At 59.5% G+C, this 18,848-nt stretch carries 16 protein-coding genes and 1 riboswitch; of the genes, 8 read left to right on the top strand and 8 right to left on the bottom strand.

From position 1 onward, the window contains the following. Nucleotides 1-191: 191 nt before the first annotated feature. Nucleotides 192-287: riboswitch (glycine riboswitch) on the bottom strand. Between the two features lie 122 nt (nt 288-409). The 6 genes from AADH44_RS08900 to aroA all read right to left on the bottom strand — a co-directional run bounded on the left by AADH44_RS08900 (nt 410) and on the right by aroA (nt 6,578). After that, on the bottom strand, nt 410-1,237 hold the full coding sequence (locus AADH44_RS08900) for a siderophore-interacting protein (RefSeq protein ID WP_341952435.1): 828 nt from the start codon (nt 1,235-1,237) through the stop codon (nt 410-412). Between the two features lie 82 nt (nt 1,238-1,319). Beyond that, on the bottom strand, nt 1,320-2,660 hold the full coding sequence (locus tag AADH44_RS08895) for a bifunctional alpha/beta hydrolase/OsmC family protein (RefSeq protein ID WP_341952434.1): 1,341 nt from the start codon (nt 2,658-2,660) through the stop codon (nt 1,320-1,322). Between the two features lie 58 nt (nt 2,661-2,718). Next, the gene (locus AADH44_RS08890; protein ID WP_341952432.1) at nt 2,719-3,219 is read right to left on the bottom strand and encodes a septum formation family protein; all 501 of its coding nucleotides are present in this window, start codon (nt 3,217-3,219) and stop codon (nt 2,719-2,721) included. Between the two features lie 94 nt (nt 3,220-3,313). Further along, nucleotides 3,314-4,105 carry an inositol monophosphatase family protein gene (locus AADH44_RS08885; protein ID WP_341952431.1) on the bottom strand — a complete coding sequence of 264 codons (792 nt, stop codon included), beginning with the start codon at nt 4,103-4,105 and terminating at the stop codon, nt 3,314-3,316. Between the two features lie 2 nt (nt 4,106-4,107). Then, entirely contained in the window at nt 4,108-5,169 is a 1,062-nt protein-coding gene (gene rsgA, locus AADH44_RS08880; RefSeq protein ID WP_341952430.1) for a ribosome small subunit-dependent GTPase A, read from the bottom strand. Nucleotides 5,170-5,171: 2 nt separating this feature from the next. Then, a complete protein-coding gene (aroA, locus tag AADH44_RS08875; RefSeq protein ID WP_341952429.1) occupies nt 5,172-6,578 on the bottom strand; it encodes a 3-phosphoshikimate 1-carboxyvinyltransferase in 1,407 nt (468 codons plus the stop codon). 49 nt (nt 6,579-6,627) lie between these two features. Between aroA and AADH44_RS08870 the strand changes: the two genes are divergently transcribed. Together AADH44_RS08870 and AADH44_RS08865 are read left to right on the top strand one after the other, a co-directional pair. Beyond that, entirely contained in the window at nt 6,628-7,314 is a 687-nt protein-coding gene (locus tag AADH44_RS08870; protein WP_341952428.1) for a sigma-70 family RNA polymerase sigma factor, read from the top strand. Beyond that, on the top strand, nt 7,311-7,541 hold the full coding sequence (locus AADH44_RS08865; RefSeq protein WP_341952427.1) for a zf-HC2 domain-containing protein: 231 nt from the start codon (nt 7,311-7,313) through the stop codon (nt 7,539-7,541). The genes AADH44_RS08870 and AADH44_RS08865 overlap by 4 nt, the downstream gene beginning before the upstream one ends. Nucleotides 7,542-7,683: 142 nt before the next feature. Here the strand turns inward: AADH44_RS08865 and AADH44_RS08860 are convergent, their stop codons facing one another. Beyond that, nucleotides 7,684-11,556 carry a multifunctional oxoglutarate decarboxylase/oxoglutarate dehydrogenase thiamine pyrophosphate-binding subunit/dihydrolipoyllysine-residue succinyltransferase subunit gene (locus AADH44_RS08860; protein WP_341952426.1) on the bottom strand — a complete coding sequence of 1,291 codons (3,873 nt, stop codon included), beginning with the start codon at nt 11,554-11,556 and terminating at the stop codon, nt 7,684-7,686. Between the two features lie 180 nt (nt 11,557-11,736). On the opposite strand from AADH44_RS08860, the gene AADH44_RS08855 reads away from it, so the two are divergent. From AADH44_RS08855 to AADH44_RS08830, 6 genes are all read left to right on the top strand, one after another. Then, the gene (locus AADH44_RS08855) at nt 11,737-13,173 is read left to right on the top strand and encodes a GuaB1 family IMP dehydrogenase-related protein (protein ID WP_341952425.1); all 1,437 of its coding nucleotides are present in this window, start codon (nt 11,737-11,739) and stop codon (nt 13,171-13,173) included. A gap of 148 nt (nt 13,174-13,321) precedes the next feature. Continuing rightward, entirely contained in the window at nt 13,322-14,644 is a 1,323-nt protein-coding gene (locus AADH44_RS08850) for a hemolysin family protein (protein WP_341952424.1), read from the top strand. Then, nucleotides 14,644-15,678 (top strand): hemolysin family protein, encoded by a 1,035-nt coding sequence (locus AADH44_RS08845; protein ID WP_341952423.1) that lies wholly within the window; start codon nt 14,644-14,646, stop codon nt 15,676-15,678. The genes AADH44_RS08850 and AADH44_RS08845 overlap by 1 nt, the downstream gene beginning before the upstream one ends. Nucleotides 15,679-15,705: 27 nt before the next feature. Beyond that, on the top strand, nt 15,706-16,548 hold the full coding sequence (locus AADH44_RS08840; protein ID WP_341952422.1) for an ADP/ATP-dependent (S)-NAD(P)H-hydrate dehydratase: 843 nt from the start codon (nt 15,706-15,708) through the stop codon (nt 16,546-16,548). Then, the gene (locus tag AADH44_RS08835) at nt 16,545-17,837 is read left to right on the top strand and encodes a glycosyltransferase 87 family protein (protein ID WP_341952421.1); all 1,293 of its coding nucleotides are present in this window, start codon (nt 16,545-16,547) and stop codon (nt 17,835-17,837) included. Before AADH44_RS08840 ends, AADH44_RS08835 begins: the two co-directional genes overlap by 4 nt. Continuing rightward, on the top strand, nt 17,834-18,145 hold the full coding sequence (locus AADH44_RS08830; RefSeq protein ID WP_341952420.1) for a thiamine-binding protein: 312 nt from the start codon (nt 17,834-17,836) through the stop codon (nt 18,143-18,145). The genes AADH44_RS08835 and AADH44_RS08830 overlap by 4 nt, the downstream gene beginning before the upstream one ends. 3 nt (nt 18,146-18,148) lie before the next feature. Here the strand turns inward: AADH44_RS08830 and AADH44_RS08825 are convergent, their stop codons facing one another. Next, on the bottom strand, nt 18,149-18,820 hold the full coding sequence (locus AADH44_RS08825; RefSeq protein ID WP_341952419.1) for a response regulator transcription factor: 672 nt from the start codon (nt 18,818-18,820) through the stop codon (nt 18,149-18,151). Nucleotides 18,821-18,848 lie beyond the last annotated feature (28 nt).

Raw genomic sequence — 18,848 nt, 5'->3', positions numbered from 1 at the left:
GGCGTCGGTACTTCAGTTCTGGGCGTCAGGTTGCGTACTGGCACGGTGACTCCATTTCTTCACCACACATCGTCGTGCGGGCGTCGTTGAGTCCTCTCCGCTCTGTATTGGGCCTGAGAGTTTCCGCACGCTTGTGGCGTTGCGTTGCCCCGTCGGCGAGTCGGACAGGGCCGACTACTTTTCAGAGTTGCCTAGCCACTGCGGTACTGGTGCCTGAGAGATTCCCGGAGAGGGTTTGCTCCTACGGCGCCAACCAACGATCGGAAGGGCTCTCCCGCAGCGGTATGACGGCTGTTCACTTGTGCCCTCAGCATACACTTTCGGTCGCGAACCACGGCGGACTAGTGGGCGGATGCTGAGGGGGAGTTGAGCGGATGTGCAGGCAGGGTAAGCGCGAGCGTTCGCGCTGCTAATCCTCAGGATCTGTGGGATCGAGCGGCTCGTGGTGGTCGGCATTCGTGACGCCGCGACGCCAGTACCCGTCGGCCGTCACCTGCTGCTTAGGCAGACCCAGCTCACGGCGAAGGTAGCGACGCAGGGGAACTAGGGTTGTAGCCTCCCCGGCGAGGAAGACAAAGGTCGATTCGCCGATCTCGCCGAGTGCCCGCAGTGCAGCATCCAGCTGACCGAGTCCGTCGCGGCGGTAGAACCACTCCGCCGACATGCGTGCCTTGTGCTCGTCGCTGAAGTAGCTTTCAACACTCTCGTCGGACACATCGAACAGTGCGGTGACGTGCACTGAGGTGGGGAGCATATCGATCCACCGTGAGCTGGCGGGAAGTGCGGTTTCATCGGCGACCAGAATCACGTGGGTTGCGCCGGAAGGCAGCAGGCGTGAACCGCGTGGGCCAGCAATAACCAGCGAATCGCCGACAGCTGCTCTGCCAGCCCAGGCGGATGCGGGGCCGTCATCACCGTGAACAACAAAATCAATGTCGAGTTCGTGGTGGCCATCGGCACTGCGGAAACCGAGGGGGGTGTAGTCACGAGAAATGACGACACGACCCTTGGGCTTGCTGATGCCGGATTCGGTCATGACAGGAGCAGCGATTTCGCCGGTAGCAGGATCGGGAAAAAAGGCCTTGACGTGGTCGGCGGGCCCACTGCTGACAAACCCCTCGAGCTCATCACCGCTCAGAGTGATCCGCGCGATATTCGGTGTGGGGTGACTCACCGCGCTCACACTGACATGTCGGACGACGAGAGGGTGTTTGATGGTGTCGCGTTCAATAGTCATAGGCATTTGGCGGTGGCGCCAGCTCATTTCACTCGAAAAGTTAGGCTTGCCTAATAACTCTAACGGGCGGATGTCGCCACGGCTACACGCTGACGCCCGTGATGCTTGTCGAGATCGAAATCTCGCCCTCCAAGGTTCGATGCACAGGGCATTTATCGGCGATCACGAGAAGCGCTTCACGCTGTTGATCACTGAGATCTCCGTCGAAAGTGAGCTCCCGAGAAATGTGCTCAACCATGCCCTCGGTGGAGGTGCAGTGGCTGCACTCGGCGGCGTCGATTCGTTCGCGAGTCAGCCGCACACTTACGCCCTTTAGGGGAATTTTCTTGCGGTCGGCATACATCCTGATTGTGATCGAGGTGCAGCTGCCGAGCCCCGCGAGAACGAAATCGTAGGGTGCGGGGCCATGGTTATCGCTGTGCGGAGCCGGTTCATCGGAGATGAACTCATGCCCCGAAGCGAACACCCGTTGCTCGTATCGGGCGGGGCCGCTCTCCGTTACGACGACCAGCGTGCCGTCGCTCGTAAGTGAAGCGCCCGTCGTCGCCCTCGTCCTTGTCGTCGCTGTTGTTGCCGTTGCTAGTGTCTGGGCTGAGTTTTTAGCCGGCACCTCGTCTGGTGTCTCGTCTGGTGTCTCGACTGGTGTCTCGACTTGTTTCTCGACGGGGGTGCCGTCGAACGCATACCGCGCAGCCCAAGCAGCAATGATGCTCGCGGCGAAGGCAGCATCATCACGATTACTCAAGAGGTGGTCTGCTCCGTCTAGCGCAACAAAGGATTTGGGATGCCTGGCGGCGTCGAAGATCTCGCGGGCGTTGTCGATGCCGACCGTCTGATCGACAGGGGAGTGGACGACGAGAAGTGCGGCATCCAAATCTCTCAGCCGAGCGGCTTGTGGTTGAGCAGCGATGTCTTTGAGCAGCTGCTGACGAATCCGGAACTCTTGCCCACCCAGCTGCACCGTCGCTTCACCCGTGTTCGCGATCTCGTCGCTGGCACCCGCAAAGAGGTTCGCGACGTGTGCTGGGTCGCTGGGGCTGCCGATCGTGACGACTGCTTGTGCGGAGGGAACACGGTGGGCGGCAGCAACGACAGCGGCACCGCCGAGCGAATGCCCGATAAGCAAGGTGGGGGAACGATAGTTGTCGCGCAAGAACTCTGTCGCGGCAACGACATCGTCAATGTTCGAGCTGAAGTTTGTGTTGGCGAAATCACCATCTGATCCCCCAAGACCGGTGAAGTCGAATCGCAATACCGCTATCCCATAATCAACCAGTGCTTTGGAGATGCGGGATGCGGCGAAGGAATCCTTTGAGCACGTGAAGCAGTGGGCAAATAGCGCGAACGCGGCAGGCGTACCCTCGGGCAGCTCAAGCTGCGCCGCAAGCGTGTGATTTTCTGAACCCGCAAATTCGATCTTCATCGTGGCTACCACCCTGTATCCGAAGCACGCCCAGTGTTTCTCGTGCGGCAAAAATGTTCTATTTGGCCACTCCCGCGAGCGATCCAATAATGTCCTCTCCGTCAGGGCTATAGGCGATGCAGAGGATCTCGCGATCGCCATCTGCCCAACTTTGCTCAGTGGGGTAGTACCAGGAGAAGTCGTACATTGAGTCTGAGACATAAGCGCCAACGAACGACTCGAACTCGGTGTAGCAATCGTTGTCAGCCTGAGCTTCGATTGCGGCACCCCCGGGGAAGTCTCCTTCGGGCAAATAGGACGCAGCGTAGATCTCGCCCTGATGAGGCTCGGCGCAGTCGATTACCGTGGTCTCAGAAACTTCACCTTCGGCGGGGCTGGCAGCTTCACAATCGCCAACGGTGAGACTGAAAACATCTTGAGTGGTGCCAGGCCCAGGGTCTACTGCATCCGAAATGCCGTTTGTCACTTGATTGAGGATGCTGCAGCCACTGAGGGCTACCGTTGCCACGGCCACCGTTGAGACCGCAAGCGTCCGGCGCCAGATTTTCTCTGTCGTCATGGAAGAAGGTCACTTTCGTGTCGAGGTGTCACGCTTCGTACGGTGCAAGCTTAGTGAATTTGAGAAAATTACCGGCGGCAGCGGCGGGACAACGCTAATGCGAGCGCAAGAAACTCAGAACCTCGTCGTGAAGGGTGCCGTTAGTCGCGAGAGCACTACCGTGCCACGGGCCGGGCTCACCACTAACTGACGTGAACTTTCCGCCAGCTTCGAGGACGATCGGAATTAATGCGGCGATATCGTAGGGCTGCAGATCAAACTCGCCCACGACATCCAGAGAGCCTTCGGCAAGCAACATGTAGGCCCACATGTCGCCAATCGCCCGTGACCGCCACGTTGCACGAGTGAGCGCAACGACCGCATCAAGTCGACCAGCGCCGTCCCAGCCAGACAAGCTGTTGTAGCTGATGGATGCGGCATCAAGGGAAGCAACCTTGCTCACCGAAAGCTGTTCGGGTTCACCGCCGTGTGCCTGAGCGAACGCACCGTGACCGGTTGCCGCCCACCAGCGCTTGCCGAGCGCAGGCGAGCTCACGACTCCCACCTGGGGAACGCCATCAATCACGAGCGAAATGAGTGTGCCCCAGATAGGTACACCGCGGAGAAAGTTGGAGGTGCCGTCGATAGGGTCGATAATCCACTGGCGATTCGAGTCGCCAGCCTCGCCATACTCTTCGCCGAAAATCGAGTCGCCCGGACGCGCACCAGCAATGCCGGCACGGATGCTTCGCTCGACAGCCTTGTCCGCATCCGTCACGGGGGTGCGGTCTGGCTTGGTTGTCACTTCAAGATCGAGCGCGGTGAAACGATCAAGCGAGATGAGGTCTGCATCTCCCGCCAGCGCGAGAGCAAGAGAAAGGTCGTCAGCCAGAGAGTATTCGGTCACACCTACACGCTAGTGGAACCCAGCGTGGTGATGAGCCGCTGAAACGAATCCAATCGCAGCCGACCAACATCCCCGAGCGCCCCAGCCGCTACTGCTTCGGAGATCGCGCAGTCGGGAGCATCCGGAAGGTGGGTGCAGCCGCGCGGACACTCCTCGGCAAGCACTGCCAAATCAGTGAACGACGACAAGATTTTGCTGGGATCGATGTGGCCAAGACCAAATGATCGAACTCCGGGAGTATCCACAACCCAGCCAGAACCGACCCTGTACGAGATCGTCGACGATGATGTGTGGCGTCCGCGACCGGTAACCGCGTTAACGTGGCCCACTGCGCGATTCGCATCCGGAACTAGGGCATTGACAAGTGTCGACTTTCCGACACCCGAATGGCCAACCGCTACCGTGGTGTGCCCTTCCAAAACTGCGCGAAGCTCATCGAGCGGCACCTCATCTGACCGGCTCGCAATGACCCGAAATTCGAGCCCGGTAAAGTTTTCGAGGAACGGGCCGGGATCGGCCAGGTCGGTTTTAGTGATGCACAGGATGGGATCAATTCCGGCATCGTACGCCGCAACCAAATAGCGGTCGACAAGTCGCGGTCGTGGCTCAGGGTCGGCAGCGGCAACAACAATCAGCATCTGGTCGGCGTTGGCGACGATGATGCGTTCCACGGCATCCGTGTCGTCGGCACTACGGCGGAGGAGCGTTGCGCGCTCGCGGATGCGAACGATGCGCGCGAGAGTTCCTTCAGTTCCGCTTGTGTCACCGACGAGGTCGACCCAGTCTCCGGTGACGACCGACACTTTGCCCTGCTGGTTGCGCCCGAGTTCGCGTGCACGTGCGGCGATAATCTGTCGCTCGTCTGCAGTTCCTTCATCGACCCACACCCCGTATCGGCCGCGGTCGACGCTGAAGACTCGACCCTCGATGGCGTCTGCGTGCTCGGGGCGAATTTTGCTGCGTGGCTTGTTGGCTTTGGGATTCGGACGCATGCGCACCGAACTCTCGTCGTACTCGCTATATTTGCGGTCGTCGTCTTCGTCGTCTGGACTAAGCCAACTCATTGTTACAGCAGCCCGAGAGTGGTGGTGGTCAGCGGGGCATCACCAACGAGCGTCGCCCACAGCGCTGGGAACTGGGGGAGAGTCTTGGCTGTCGCATCGATGCCTTCGATCTCTATGCCGTCAACGGCGAGGCCAATGATTGCACCGGCGGTAGACATCCGGTGATCCTCGTAGCTGTGCCACACCCCGCCGTGGAGTGTCCGGGGCTCAATGTGCAGGCCGTCGTCGAGTTCAGTCACGGCTCCACCGAGTGCATTGATTTCTGCGCTGAGCGCGGCAAGACGGTCGGTTTCGTGTCCGCGGAGATGACCGATGCCGGTGATAGTGCTCGGGGACGATGCCAGTGCTGCCAAAGCAACGATCGCTGGTGCGAGTTCGCCGCCGGTGCTCAGATCGAGTTCGATTCCGGGATAGCTGTCGCCGCCGATCACGCCCGCGCCGCCATCAATCGTGAGCGCACCATCGGCTCGCGTGGCCGTTGCACCAAACAGGGGCAAGAGCTGTTCGAGGTCTGCGCCCACTTGAGTTGTGGATGCTGGCCACCCCTCAATGGTGACGGTTCCGCCAGCGACAACAGCGGCCGCCAAGAACGGGGCAGCGTTCGAGAGGTCGGGCTCAAGGGAAACATCGATCGCACGAATCGGACCAGCGGGCACAATCCACACGCCAGGCTCAGGGCTCTCGACGATGACACCACGCGCAGCCAAGCACGCAATTGTCATCTCGATGTGGGGCATGCTCGGCAATTTCTCGCCGGTGTGACGCAGAGTGAGGCCGTTATCAAAACGGGCTGCAGCCAAGAGCAAGCCTGAAACAAACTGACTCGACGCCGAAGCATCGATACTGATCTCTCCACCCGCGACTGAACCCATGCCGTAGAGGCTGAAAGGGAGCGTTCCGCGACCATCGTCGGAAACATCCACCCCAAGGGCACGGAGCGAGTCAATGGTCGTGCGCATCGGTCGACGGCGTGCCGCATCATCCCCATCGAACGCAATCGGCCCAAGAGCGAGAGCAGCCACGGGAGGCAAGAACCGCATCACTGTTCCGGCGAGGCCGCAATCGATCGAACTGCCACCCTCGAGCTCGGCTGGGGTGACCGCAAGGTCAGGGCCAAAAACGTTGCCCGTGGGGATCTCGTCGATTGCCACGCCGAGAGCGCGCAATGCCTGGATCATGAGTGCGCTGTCTCGCGAGTGCAGGGGGGCATGCAGGCGGGACGGGCCGTCTGCCAGAGCTGCCAAAACGAGCTCACGGTTAGTCAAGCTCTTGCTGCCAGGAAGGCTCAACGATGCCGACAGGGCGTGAGTCACCGTCGGTGCGGGCCAATTTCCGGGCACCATAGTCTCGGGCACCGAGTCGTCATCGTACGGGCTGAACTCTGGGTTGGAATACTTGGATACGAACATTAGTTACTAAGAGTATCGGCGTTTGAGACAGCACGGAGGAGGCACCAGCATGACTGCACTACTGAGCACTCAGCCGGATGCCGTGATCAGCGAACTAGAATTGTTGCTGATGACTACCGACAGAGTTGAGCACAGCGCCACTGACGCCGCCGCAGATGACAAGCGACGGCTGTTCGAAGAGCAAGCACTGCCCTTTATGGACCAACTCTTTGGTGCCGCAATGCGTATGACGCGCAACCCCAGCGATGCTGCAGACCTTGTACAAGAAACGTTTGTCAAAGCGTTTCAAGCGTTTGGGCAGTTTCAGCAGGGTACGAACCTCAAGGCGTGGCTGTACCGTATCCAGACAAACACGTTCATCAACATCTATCGCAAGAATCAGCGCAATCCTTACCAAGGAACGATCGATGAACTCGAAGATTGGCAGCTGGGCGGCGCAGAGTCGATAACTCAGTCGGTCTCCACGCGTTCAGCTGAAGCGGAAGCGATCGATCACCTACCCGACAGTGCAGTAAAAGACGCACTTCAGTCGATCCCCGAAGACTTTCGACTCGCCGTCTATTTTGCCGACGTTGAAGGCTTCTCCTATCAAGAGATCGCCGAAATCATGAAAACCCCCGTGGGGACCGTAATGAGCCGACTGCACCGTGGCCGTCGGATGTTGCGCGAACTGCTTGCCGACTATGCGCGTGATCGCACCCCTGGCACGCCAGCACCATCAAGGAGCAAGAAATGACCGATTGTGGTTGTGAAAAAGCGAAAGCTGAGCTCGAGGAGTACCTCGACCGCGAGCTCAACGAAGCAGACTTTCAGGACGTCTCAGATCACCTCGATAACTGCGAGTCGTGCACGAGCGAACATCTCGTTGCGCTCGCGCTGAAGCTCAAGGTCAAGCAGGCGTGTCGCGAAACTGCGCCAGAAGAACTCCGCAGCGCGATCCTGTCGAAGCTGGCAGGCGCCTAACTTTCACCAGTTCTTAGTGCGTCGCTGTGTCTAGCACAGTGCGAAATCGCGACACGATACGAACGAGAGACCCATGCAAAAGCGAAAGCGGGCATCCTCCGAGGAGGACGCCCGCTTTCGTCGTTAACGCGGTTTTGCGAAACTAGGGCTGTGTAATGGCATGGTCGATCAACTCGGCCTGCTCAAGCACGCTGCGCTTCGACGAACCCGTTGCTGGTGACGCAGCAGCCGGCCGCGACGCAAGCTTGATTTCGCCCGACCTCAGGTGACGAGCCAGTTCCAAGCTAATGAATGGCCATGCACCCTGATTCTCGGGCTCATCCTGAGTCCACACGACATCGGCGTTCGGGTACTGAGCGAGCACCTCGGTCATGTCGGTAACGGGCAGCGGGTAGAACTGCTCCATGCGCACGACAGCAATGTGAGTGATCTCACGCTTGTCGAGCTCGGCGACGATGTCGTAGTAGGTCTTTCCCGACGTGACAATTACACGAGTAACACCCGACCTGTCTTCGAGACGGACATCATCCAGCACCGGCTCGAATCGGCCGCTCGTGAAGTCAGCGACATCACTGGTTGCCCCGCGCAATCGCAGCATCGCCTTTGGCGTGAACACGATGAGGGGTCGGCGCGGTCTCGAATATGCCTGACGACGCAGCAAGTGGAAGTACGAGGCCGGAGTTGAGGGGCGAGCAACGATCATGTTGTTCTCGGCACACAACTGCAAGTAGCGCTCGATTCGTGCAGACGAGTGGTCAGGCCCCTGCCCTTCGTAACCGTGCGGCAACAGCATGACAACGCTTGACCGTTGCGACCACTTTTGCTCGGCGCTAGAAATGAACTCGTCAATAACGACCTGAGCGCCATTGGCGAAGTCACCGAACTGAGCCTCCCACATGACGAGAGCATCGGCGCGTTCCACGGAATAGCCGTACTCGAATCCCACGGCAGCATATTCGCTGAGAAGCGAGTCATAGATCCAGAAGCGTGACTGGTTTTCAGAGAGGTTCTGGAGGGGCAGCCACTCTTGACCATTCTCGCGATCATGCAGCACAGCGTGACGCTGCACAAAAGTGCCGCGGCGAGCATCCTGACCCGCCATGCGCACCGGTGTGCCTTCGAGTAGCACTGAACCGATCGCCAACAGTTCGGCGAATGCCCAGTCGATGGCGCCCTTGCGGCTCATATCGACACGCTTGCGCAGTAGCGCCTGCAGCTTGTTGTGCACCGTGAAGTTAGCGGGCGGGTTGCCATGTGCATCACCGATGAGCTGAACAATGCTCTCGTCGATTCCTGTCGTCATGGGTTCACCGATCGCATCGTCGCGCTGCGAGCCCGGACGCTCAAGGTCGGAAACCCCATTGCCATCCTGGGTGAGGATGGGCATCGAACCTGTCTGGGCCGCATGCGTTTCAGCGAATGCGCGCTCGAGACGGTCCTGGAAGTCCTGGTGACTGGCCTCGTACTCTTCCTGAGTGATATCGCCGCGACCGACGAGACCCTCCGTGTACAGGGTGCGAACGGAACGCTTGGCTTCGATGAGGTTGTACATCAGAGGCTGCGTCATCGAAGGATCGTCGCCCTCGTTGTGACCACGACGGCGGTAACAAATCAGATCGATAACAACATCGCGGTGGAATTTCTGGCGGTACGCAAAAGCGAGTTCAGACACCCGAACCACAGCCTCGGGATCATCACCGTTGACGTGGAAGATCGGAGCCTGAACTGTCTTGGCAACATCACTTGAGTACTGCGACGTGCGAGCCTCACCGGGAGGGGTCGTGAACCCCACCTGATTATTGATGTTTACGTGGATGGTTCCGCCGGTGCGATACGCGCGCAGTTGCGACATCTGCAAGATTTCAACCACGATGCCTTGGCCTGCCATTGCGGCATCACCGTGAACCATCACAGGGAGAACCGCGTAGGAGCCAATCGGGCGTCGATCCTGCTTAGCGCGAACAATGCCCTCAAGTACGCCATCGACGGCCTCAAGGTGTGAAGGGTTTGCCGCCAAGTAGACAGGAATCTGTCGGCCATCGGCAGCGGTGAAAGTGCCCTCGGTGCCGAGGTGGTACTTCACGTCACCCGAACCTTGAACCGTGCGCGGGTCTTGAGTTCCTTCGAACTCGCGGAAAATTTGACCGTAGGTCTTTCCGGCGATATTCGTGAGAACACTCAGGCGACCGCGGTGTGCCATGCCGATTGCTACCTCTTCGAGGTTGGCTTCGGCGGCTTTCTGAATAACGGCATCCAATAGGGCGATCGTTGACTCTCCACCTTCAAGGCTGAAGCGCTTCTGACCGACGTATTTGGTCTGCAGGAAAGTTTCGAAAGCTTCGGCCTCGTTGAGCTTGCCAAGGATGCGCATTTGCTCATCGTGGCCTGGCTTCGAGTACGGCTTCTCGACGTGATCCTGAATCCAGCGACGCTGTTCTGGGTCTTGAATGTGCATGTACTCGATGCCCACAGTGCGGCAGTAGGCGTCGCGGAGCATTCCGAGGATCTCGCGCAGCAGTGCCTGACGCTTACCACCAAAGCCACCGGTAACGAATTCGCGGTCGAGATCCCAGAACGTGAGACCGTGGCTCGAGATGTCGAGGTCGGGGTGTGAACGCTGGCGGTATTCCAGCGGATCGGTGTCGGCCATGAGGTGGCCGCGAACCCGGAAGGAGTTGATCAGTTCCTGAACGCGCGAGGTCTTGTTGACGTTGTCGGCAAGGTCGACGCTGATGTCGTTGGCCCAGTGGATCGGGTCATAGGGGATGCGCAGTGCGGCGAAGATGTCTTCATAGAAGTGGTGCTCACCGGTGAGGCGTTCGTTGATCTTCTTGAGGAACTCGCCCGAACCGGCACCCTGGATAACGCGGTGGTCATAGGTGCTCGTGAGCGTCACCGTCTTTCCGATGCCGAGCTCGGTGACCGTGCGAACGCTTGCGCCCCGGAACTCCGCCGGATACTCCAGTGCGCCGGCTCCGACAATCGTGCCCGAGCCACGCATGAGGCGAGGAACGGAGTGCTCGGTGCCGATTCCACCCGGGTTAGTCAGCGAAATCGTGTTGCCCTGATAGTCGGTGGCCGTGAGCTGGTTGGCGCGAGCGCGTGACACAACGTCTTCATAGGCAACAAGGAACTCACCGAAACCCATCGTTTCGGCCTGTTTAATGCCGGGCACCACGAGTGAACGGGTGCCATCGGGCTTGGGCATGTCTATGGCAATTCCCAAGTTGATATGTGCGGGAGTGACGACTGAAGGCTTACCCTCGGGCTCGTCGTAGTAGACATTCTGGCTGGGGAACTCTTTGAGAGTCTGGATGATCGCCCACGCGATGAGGTGCGTGAACGACACCTTGCCGCCGCGCGCACGCTTGAGATGGTTGTTGATGACAATGCGGTTGTCAATCATGAGCTTGGCAGGAATGGTACGAACGCTTGTAGCGGTCGGAACCGTGAGGCTCGAGTCCATGTTCGCTGCAAGGCTTTTGGCTGCGCCACGAAGAGGAGCAACACTGTTCTCAGCTTGGGGCTTCGGCGCGGCGGGGGCCTGAGTCGTGTCAATTGGCGCGGTGGCGGGCGCTTCTGCCGGAATTGGTTGCGGCTTGGGTTCGACCGAGGTGGTGCGCGCGACGGGCTGGCTGCCTGTGCTCGGGTTGGGCTCGTCGACGAACGGCTTTTCTGTCGGCGCAGGTTTTTCTGTCGGCGCGGGCTTGTCTGCTGACACGGGCTTGTCTGTCGGCGCTGGCGCATCTGCTGACTTCGGGTCCGCGGGCGGCTGCTCTGCCGCAGTAGGTGTTTCTGGCTTCCCCTCGACAGGAGCCTCAGCCTTAGCTGTGGAAGCTGCCGGGGTGGGATCTACTGCGGGCTGGTAGTTCTCAAGGAACGGCCACCACGCTTCATCTACAAGATTCTTGTCTTCGAGGTACTTTTCGTACATCTCGTCGACCAACCATTCGTTGGCCCCGAACTCGCCCGAGGATTCACCTTCTGGTGCGATTCCGGTTACTTGGCCTGACACGTCAAACCGCCTACTTTCAGTTCTGGTGTGGGAAAAAGTGACGCACATTCTGCACGCCGGACATCGCATCCAATCTTAATCGCTTTGTTGTGCGTCTGCTGGCCGTCGGGCGCGCGGATCACGCTTTTTTGCTGCAATTATCAAGAATGTTCCCATTGGGAGGCGATTACGCTGGCCACTATGGATTTCTACGAGACTTCGCCGCGACACGACCTGACCTACTCAGACGTGTTTTTAGTTCCTAGCCACTCAACGGTCGGCAGCCGAATGGCAGTATCGCTAATCCCCGGAGACGGCACTCCGGCGACTATTCCGCTCGTAGCATCCAATATGAGCTCGGTTACGGGGCCACGCCTCGCGGCCAGTCTGGCACGGCGTGGTGGTCTCGGCGTTCTGCCACAAGATCTCAACCGTGAAGACATGGATGCCGCAATCGCTTGGGTGCGCTCACAGCCGGTTGATTGCGATTCGGCTGTGTTTCTGAGCCCCCGCGATTCGGTTGAGCATGCACTACTTCAGGTTCCGCCGCTCACCGGTCACGGAGTGGTACTCCTCGACAATGGCGCCCTCGTTGGTGTTGTCGATGCCGAACGTTTGGGCGAAGCAATGCCGGGGGCTGCCCTCGGCGATCTGGCGCGACGCGAGACTCACGCGATCGACCGTTCGGAGTTCGGTTCAGCGCGCGAGCTCTTTGATTTGCTGATTGAGCGTGGAATCAATTTTGCGCCGGTGACGGACGGCGACACAGTTATTGGCTCGACGAGTGTCAAGAGTGCTCTGCGTTCGACGCTTTACGCGCCCGCTCTCGACAGCGAGGGCACGCTGGCGGTGGCTGCTGCGCTCGGGATCAATGGGGACGTTGAATCCCGCGCTCGCGCACTCGTGGCGGCCGGAGCGAGCACCATCGTTCTTGATACGGCCCACGGTCATCAACAGGGGATGGTGACGGCGGTGGAGAAGGTCGCTGCGCTCAATCTTGGAGTGGCTATTGCGGCCGGAAACGTGGTGACGGCAGCGGCCGTCCGCGATCTGGTTGCTGCCGGCGCAACCATCATCAAGGTCGGTGTCGGCCCCGGTGCGATGTGCACGACCCGCATGATGACCGCTGTGGGGCGTCCGCAGTTCTCGGCGGTACTTGAGACGGCGGCGACCGCGCGCGAACTTGGAGCTCACGTGTGGGCTGACGGCGGAGTGCGTTACCCGCGAGACGTTGCGTTGGCGCTCGCCGCGGGTGCGGCATCCGTTATGGTCGGTTCATGGTTTGCTGGCACAATCGAAGCGCCGGGCGAGCTGCGTCATGACGATAATGGTGCGCTGTACAAGACCAGTTGGGGCATGGCATCCACGAAGGCAGTTCGCGCCCGTTTCGGTGGACTTGACCCCTATGAATTGGCCAGAAAAGAGCTATTTGCGGAAGGAATTTCTGGCTCGAAGATCTACCTCGATCCAGCACGACCGTCGATTGACGATTTGGTAGACATGATTACCGCGGGAGTACGAAGCTCGTTCACGTACGCGGGAGCGGCGAACCTTGGCGAGTTCCACGAGCGGGCGCTCGTAGGAATCCAGTCGGCAGCAGGGTACGAAGAGGGCAAAGCGTTGCCCGTGAGTTGGTAGCTCAGCAGCAGATACGCAGGAATTTGGCCTATACTCGAGCCCATAATGGACGACCCTCCCTCTAGTTGTCGCCGGGGCCGAACCTCGCGCGATCACCACCTTTCTTTCGCCCTTTCTCTCTCACTCCCGCATCAGGGGGTGACTTCTCATGAATGAGTGGCTGCTACTTGCCACTGGCCTCGCTCTCACCATCGGCACCGGGTTCTTTGTTGCCTCTGAGTTTGCGCTTGTTAACCTCGATCGGTCCGAGCTTGAAGCTCGTCACGAGCGCGGGGAGAAGCGACTCACCCCCGTTATTTCTGCGCTGAAGCACACCTCGACGCATCTCTCTAGCGCGCAGCTCGGCATCACGCTGACAACGTTGCTTGCTGGTTACACTCTCGAGCCGGCATTCAGCACCTGGCTCTCGATTCCTTTAGGTGCAGTGTTGCCTGGGCCGGCAGTGAGTGTGATTGCCACGATTCTGGCGATCACCTTTGCGACCCTGCTGTCGATGATCATCGGTGAGCTTGTTCCGAAGAACTTTGCACTCGCATTGCCGAAAGCTACGGCGAAGTTTGTTGTGCCGTTCCAGATCCTTTTTTCGACTGTGTTCAAGCCGGCGGTGAGCCTGTTGAACAATACGGCTAACGCCATCCTGCGCGGGATGGGTATCGAACCGAAAGAGGAGCTTTCGGGTGCTCGCACCGCAGAAGAGCTCACGTCGCTGGTGCGACGATCCGCACGTCAGGGCAGCCTCGATAACGACACCGCAACACTGCTGGCGCGCACGCTCGCTTTCGCCGATCACACGGCGCAAGACGTCATGACACCGCGGCCGCGGGTTGACAGCATTGACCGCACCGATAGTGCACAAGACGTTATTGAGCTGGCTAAGCGCACCGGGTTTTCTCGCTTCCCTGTGATCGATGACAGCATCGACGACGTCGTGGGTCTCGTTCACGTTAAGCAGGCCGTTGCTGTTCCCCACAAAAAGCGGGCCGATGTGCCCGTCTCAGCGATTCAGACCGAAGCGCTTCAGGTACCTGAAACTATGCGTTTGGATGCACTGCTCGCCGAATTGCGCGGCCGCGGCTACCAAATGGCGATTGTGGTTGATGAGTATGGCGGAACTGCTGGTGTTGCCACTCTCGAGGATCTCGTAGAAGAGCTCGTCGGTGAGGTCTCCGACGAGCATGACCGCTCTAAGGCCGATGTTGTGCGTTCTCGGGACTGGTTCACTTTTCCCGCGATTTTGCGGCCCGATGAGCTCTTGGAGCGCACCGGTGTTGAGGTGCCAGAAGAAGGTCCTTTCGAGACTGTCGCTGGCTGGCTCATGAGCGAGCTCGGTCGTGTGCCGCGCACCGGGGACACCATCGCGGCTGCCGGCGGAGTGTTCCGAATCGAACGATTGGAAGGTCGAAGAATCGACCGCGTGAGGTTTACCCCCGATCCTCTTGTCAGCACTCGTGATGCAGAGGTGGTGAGCTAATGGACGTCTGGGGAATTGTGTGGCTCTTCATACTGTTGCTCGTCAACGCGTTCTTCGTCGGTGCCGAGTTTGCGGTCATTTCTGCCCGCCGATCACAGATTGAACCGCGGGCTGAAGCTGGTTCACGTGCGGCCAAAACGGCATTGTGGGCCATGGAGCACGCGACTCTTATGTTGGCCGCCTGCCAACTAGGAATCACGATCGCGTCTCTGCTGATCTTGAACGTGTCCGAGCCGGCAATCCATCATCTTCTGGAGGTTCCGCTTGCCCTTACCGGGCTGAGTGAAGAACTCATTGGCACCATCGCTTTCATCTTGGCGCTCATCATCGTCTCGTTCTTGCATGTGGTGTTGGGTGAGATGGTTCCGAAGAACCTGTCGTTCTCGGTTCCCGACCGCGCTGTGCTGCTGCTGGCTCCGCCCCTGGTGTTTATTGCTACGGTATTCCGCCCCATCATCGTGGCTCTCAACGCGACCGCGAACGGCATTCTTCGACTCTTCAAGGTTGAGCCGAAGAACGAAGCTAACAGTGTATTCACGCTTGATCAGGTCGCGACTATCGTGGCGCAGTCCACTCGCGAGGGGGTGCTGACGGATTCCGGCGGCACGCTCACTGGCGCGTTTGAGTTCACCTCAAAGAAGGTTCGGGATGTCGCCATCCCGATGTCGGGGCTCGTGACGCTGCCTGAGGATGCCGCACCTGCCGATCTCGAGAAGGCGGTAGCTCAGCACGGCTTCTCTCGCTACATTCTGCTCAACGACGCAGGTGAACCGACCGGTTATTTGCATTTGAAGGACGTGATCGATCTCGACGAAAGTGAATTCGGCGAACCGGTTCCGCCGAAACGAATTCGTCAGCTGATCTCGATGCACGACGAAACCGACCTGGAAGACGCGTTAGCGACAATGCGCCGATCGGGAGTGCACGTTGCTCGCAGCTTTGATGCAAGCAACGAAACCACGGGTGTGCTCTTCCTCGAGGACATCATCGAAGTGCTCGTCGGTGAAGTTCAAGACGCTACTCGGCGTCGCTAGCACTCCAGTCAACTAACGTTGTTGTCTATGGGGACTGATGCGAGGTGGAGCGCTGCCGATGCCGCGCGTCACATCGCACTGCCGAAGCGTAGCGATGACAAATACACCAGGGGCGTTCTCGGTGTGATCACAGGCTCAGCCGAGTACCCCGGTGCGGCAGTTCTGGGCGTTGAAGCGGCGCTACGTACCGGTGTTGGCATGGTTCGGTATCTTGGCCCAGAGCGCGCACAAGACCTGATCTTGCAGCGCAGACCAGAAGCAGTGATGTCTGCCGGGCAAGTGCAGGCTTGGCTCATCGGCTCGGGCATGGACTTTGCGAATCGTGAAGCTGCTGCCGAGGAGAGGATCGCCGAAGCGCTGCGCCAAACCGTGCCGCTTGTGATCGACGGGGGTGCGCTCGATGTGGCAACACATGTATCGGGCCCGGTTGTGATCACCCCGCACTACCGCGAGCTCGCTCGACTTCTTGATGAGCCGGTCGAACGCATCGCTGCCGAACCCCAGAAGTGGGCGATCGAGGCCGCACAACGCTGGGGAATCACGGTGCTGCTCAAGGGGCATACTACCTACGTGACCGACGGTGTCACGACCGTAGTGGTGGAGGCTGCACCAGCGTGGCTCGCCACTGCCGGTGCCGGCGATGTGCTCGGCGGGATCCTCGGTTCCCTCGTCGCGACGCACAGCGACAGGGTGCTCGCCGACCCCAGCTTGCTCGTGGGGCTCGCAGCCACGGCATCCTACGTTCATGGCGTGGCCGCTCATCGGGCGAGCGCTGGGGGGCCGCTCACCATTCTCGATCTGTGCGCCAACGTGCCCCCAGTAATTGCTGGGCTCGTCGGCGGCGACGCCACAATCGTTGACGTGACGTGACAACCTCACGAACGGTCGGCGCGATTGCGCTCTGGCTGACGTTTGTTGTCGTGCACCTTGTTCTTGGCCTGCTGAATCTCTGGGCACCCGGCTTGCCACTGGGTGATGTCACCATCGTGTACGCGGAGTGGGCTGAACAGGCGTATGCCTCCGGCGTCGTAGTCGGCGTCGATATGCCCTGGGTGTATCCCTTGTTGGCGCTGGTGCCGATACTGGCATCTGTCACGTTCGGTGTCGAACACATCGCGGCGGCTTGGCTGTCAATCGTGATGGTCGTCAATGTTGTCGCGCTGGGCTTCCTCACCCGGTGGGGGACGTCACGCTTGGGAGTACGCGCCGGATGGTGGTGGGCAGCATTTCTGCTCGCCCTCGGCCCTATCGCGTTGGCCCGCATTGACGCGATCACTGTGGCGCTTGCGATTATTGGGGTGAGGCTGCTGCGGGCACACCCGACGACTGCTGGAATTGTGCTGGCCTGTGCGACCTGGGTCAAAGTGTGGCCAGCGGCCCTCGTGCTTGCGGCGCTTATTGCGGTGCGCGATCGCGGGAAGTTTGCAATAGCTGCTGCGGTAGCGAGCGCGACGGTTGTGGTCTTTGCGCTGCTTGCGGGGGCTGAGTGGAATGTGTTCAGCTTCATCACTCAGCAGACAGGGCGGGGTATCCAGATTGAGTCTCCTGTTGCGGGAATCTGGCTCTGGCAGATCGTTGCTGCCGTTCCCGACACCTTCATTTACTACGACACCACCATCCTGACTTTTCAGATCGCAGGCGCAGGGGTTGGTGTGGCGGCTGCGGTCGTTACGCCGCTGCTTGCACTCACCGTTGTTGTGATTGCGATTTTCGGTATGCGCGCGGCTCGGGCGGGAGTTGCGGCATCGAGCGTTCTCTCGGTGCTGAGCCTCGCGCTTGTTTCTGCTCTCATCGTCGTCAACAAGGTGGGTTCGCCCCAGTTCATCTCCTGGCTTGCGGTTCCGGTTGTCCTTGGGTTGCTAAGCCACAGCGCTCAGGGTGCCGTGAACTTCCGCGTTCCGGCAGTGCTCACGCTCGTAATCGCGACGCTCACGCACGCTGTCTATCCGTACCTGTATCACCTGCTTTTGGCGTCGAATCCCGCGATGATTACGCTGGTGAGCGTCAGGAATCTACTGCTCTTCGTTTTGTTAGGGTGGGCGATTGTGGGGCTGGTCAGGCTCGCGCCGAGCGGCACAGCGCGGACTTCTGTTTCTGTGCGCCGCTCTACAGAATCTTCTTCACCCTCGGTTAGTCCAACAACAAAGGAGTCAGCATGATCGTCGCATTCTCAGTAGCACCCAGTGGTGGCCCCGACGGCACAGACTCAGTTCACAACGCCGTGGCTGCGGCGGTGAAGGTAGTTCGCGATTCAGGGCTGCCGAACCAGACCGACTCAATGTTCACCACAATCGAGGGTGACTGGGATGACGTCTTCGCCGTCGTGAAAGCAGCGACGGAAGCCGTTGGTGCATTCGGTTCGCGCGTTTCGCTCGTGCTGAAGGCCGACATCCGCCCCGGTCACACTGGTGAGATGTCAGGCAAGGTTGAGCGCCTCGAACAGGCTATTGCGGGCTGGGAAAGTTAGCCTCTACAGGTGGTGCATGGTGTCGGTCTCGATGAGGATTCCATCTTCGAGAGCGCGCTTGCGTAGTGCAACCTTTGTTCCTACATCGAAGCCCGCAACGCGGTACTTCTCGCGAATACGCTTGAGGTAGCTCTTCGCGGTCTCTTCAGAGATGCTGAGTTGGTACGCGACAGACTTGACGGGTTCACCGCCGCCATAGAGCGCCATGACGCGGCGTTCTTGCGCGCTGAGCTTGGGGGCTCCGCCGATTTCTTCCGCGTTGAGTGCGAGGTCTAGTTCAGCCGAAACAAATGATTCACCCTGGGATGCTGCGCGAATTGCTTCGACGATCATGTCGGCATCTTCGCTCTTGACGAGGTAACCGAGCGCGCCAGCGGCAAGAGCTTCGCGTACCACGTTGGGCTCGGAGTAGGTGCTCATGAGCACAACGCGCACGTTCATCGACTTGAGCGTGTTGATCTTGAGGGACACTGGGATGTTGTCTTTGAGGTCGAGGTCGAGGAGAACGACGTCGACCGGAAACTCGGGGTGGATCGTGAGCTCGGGCCAGGTGGGCACGGCAACGACCATATCGATGTCTGCTGCGGCCTTTCGGATCCACTCGGTGAGAGCGCCGAGCAGCATTCGGTGATCGTCTACGATTGCGAGTCGGATGCGCTTTGTTGGTTCAGTCACAATGAATTCCTCTAGTCGATCGTCTCAT

This window comes from Salinibacterium sp. TMP30 (assembly GCF_038397785.1).
Lineage (GTDB): Bacteria > Actinomycetota > Actinomycetes > Actinomycetales > Microbacteriaceae > Rhodoglobus.
This window is presented reverse-complemented; position numbering and strand designations above follow the sequence as displayed.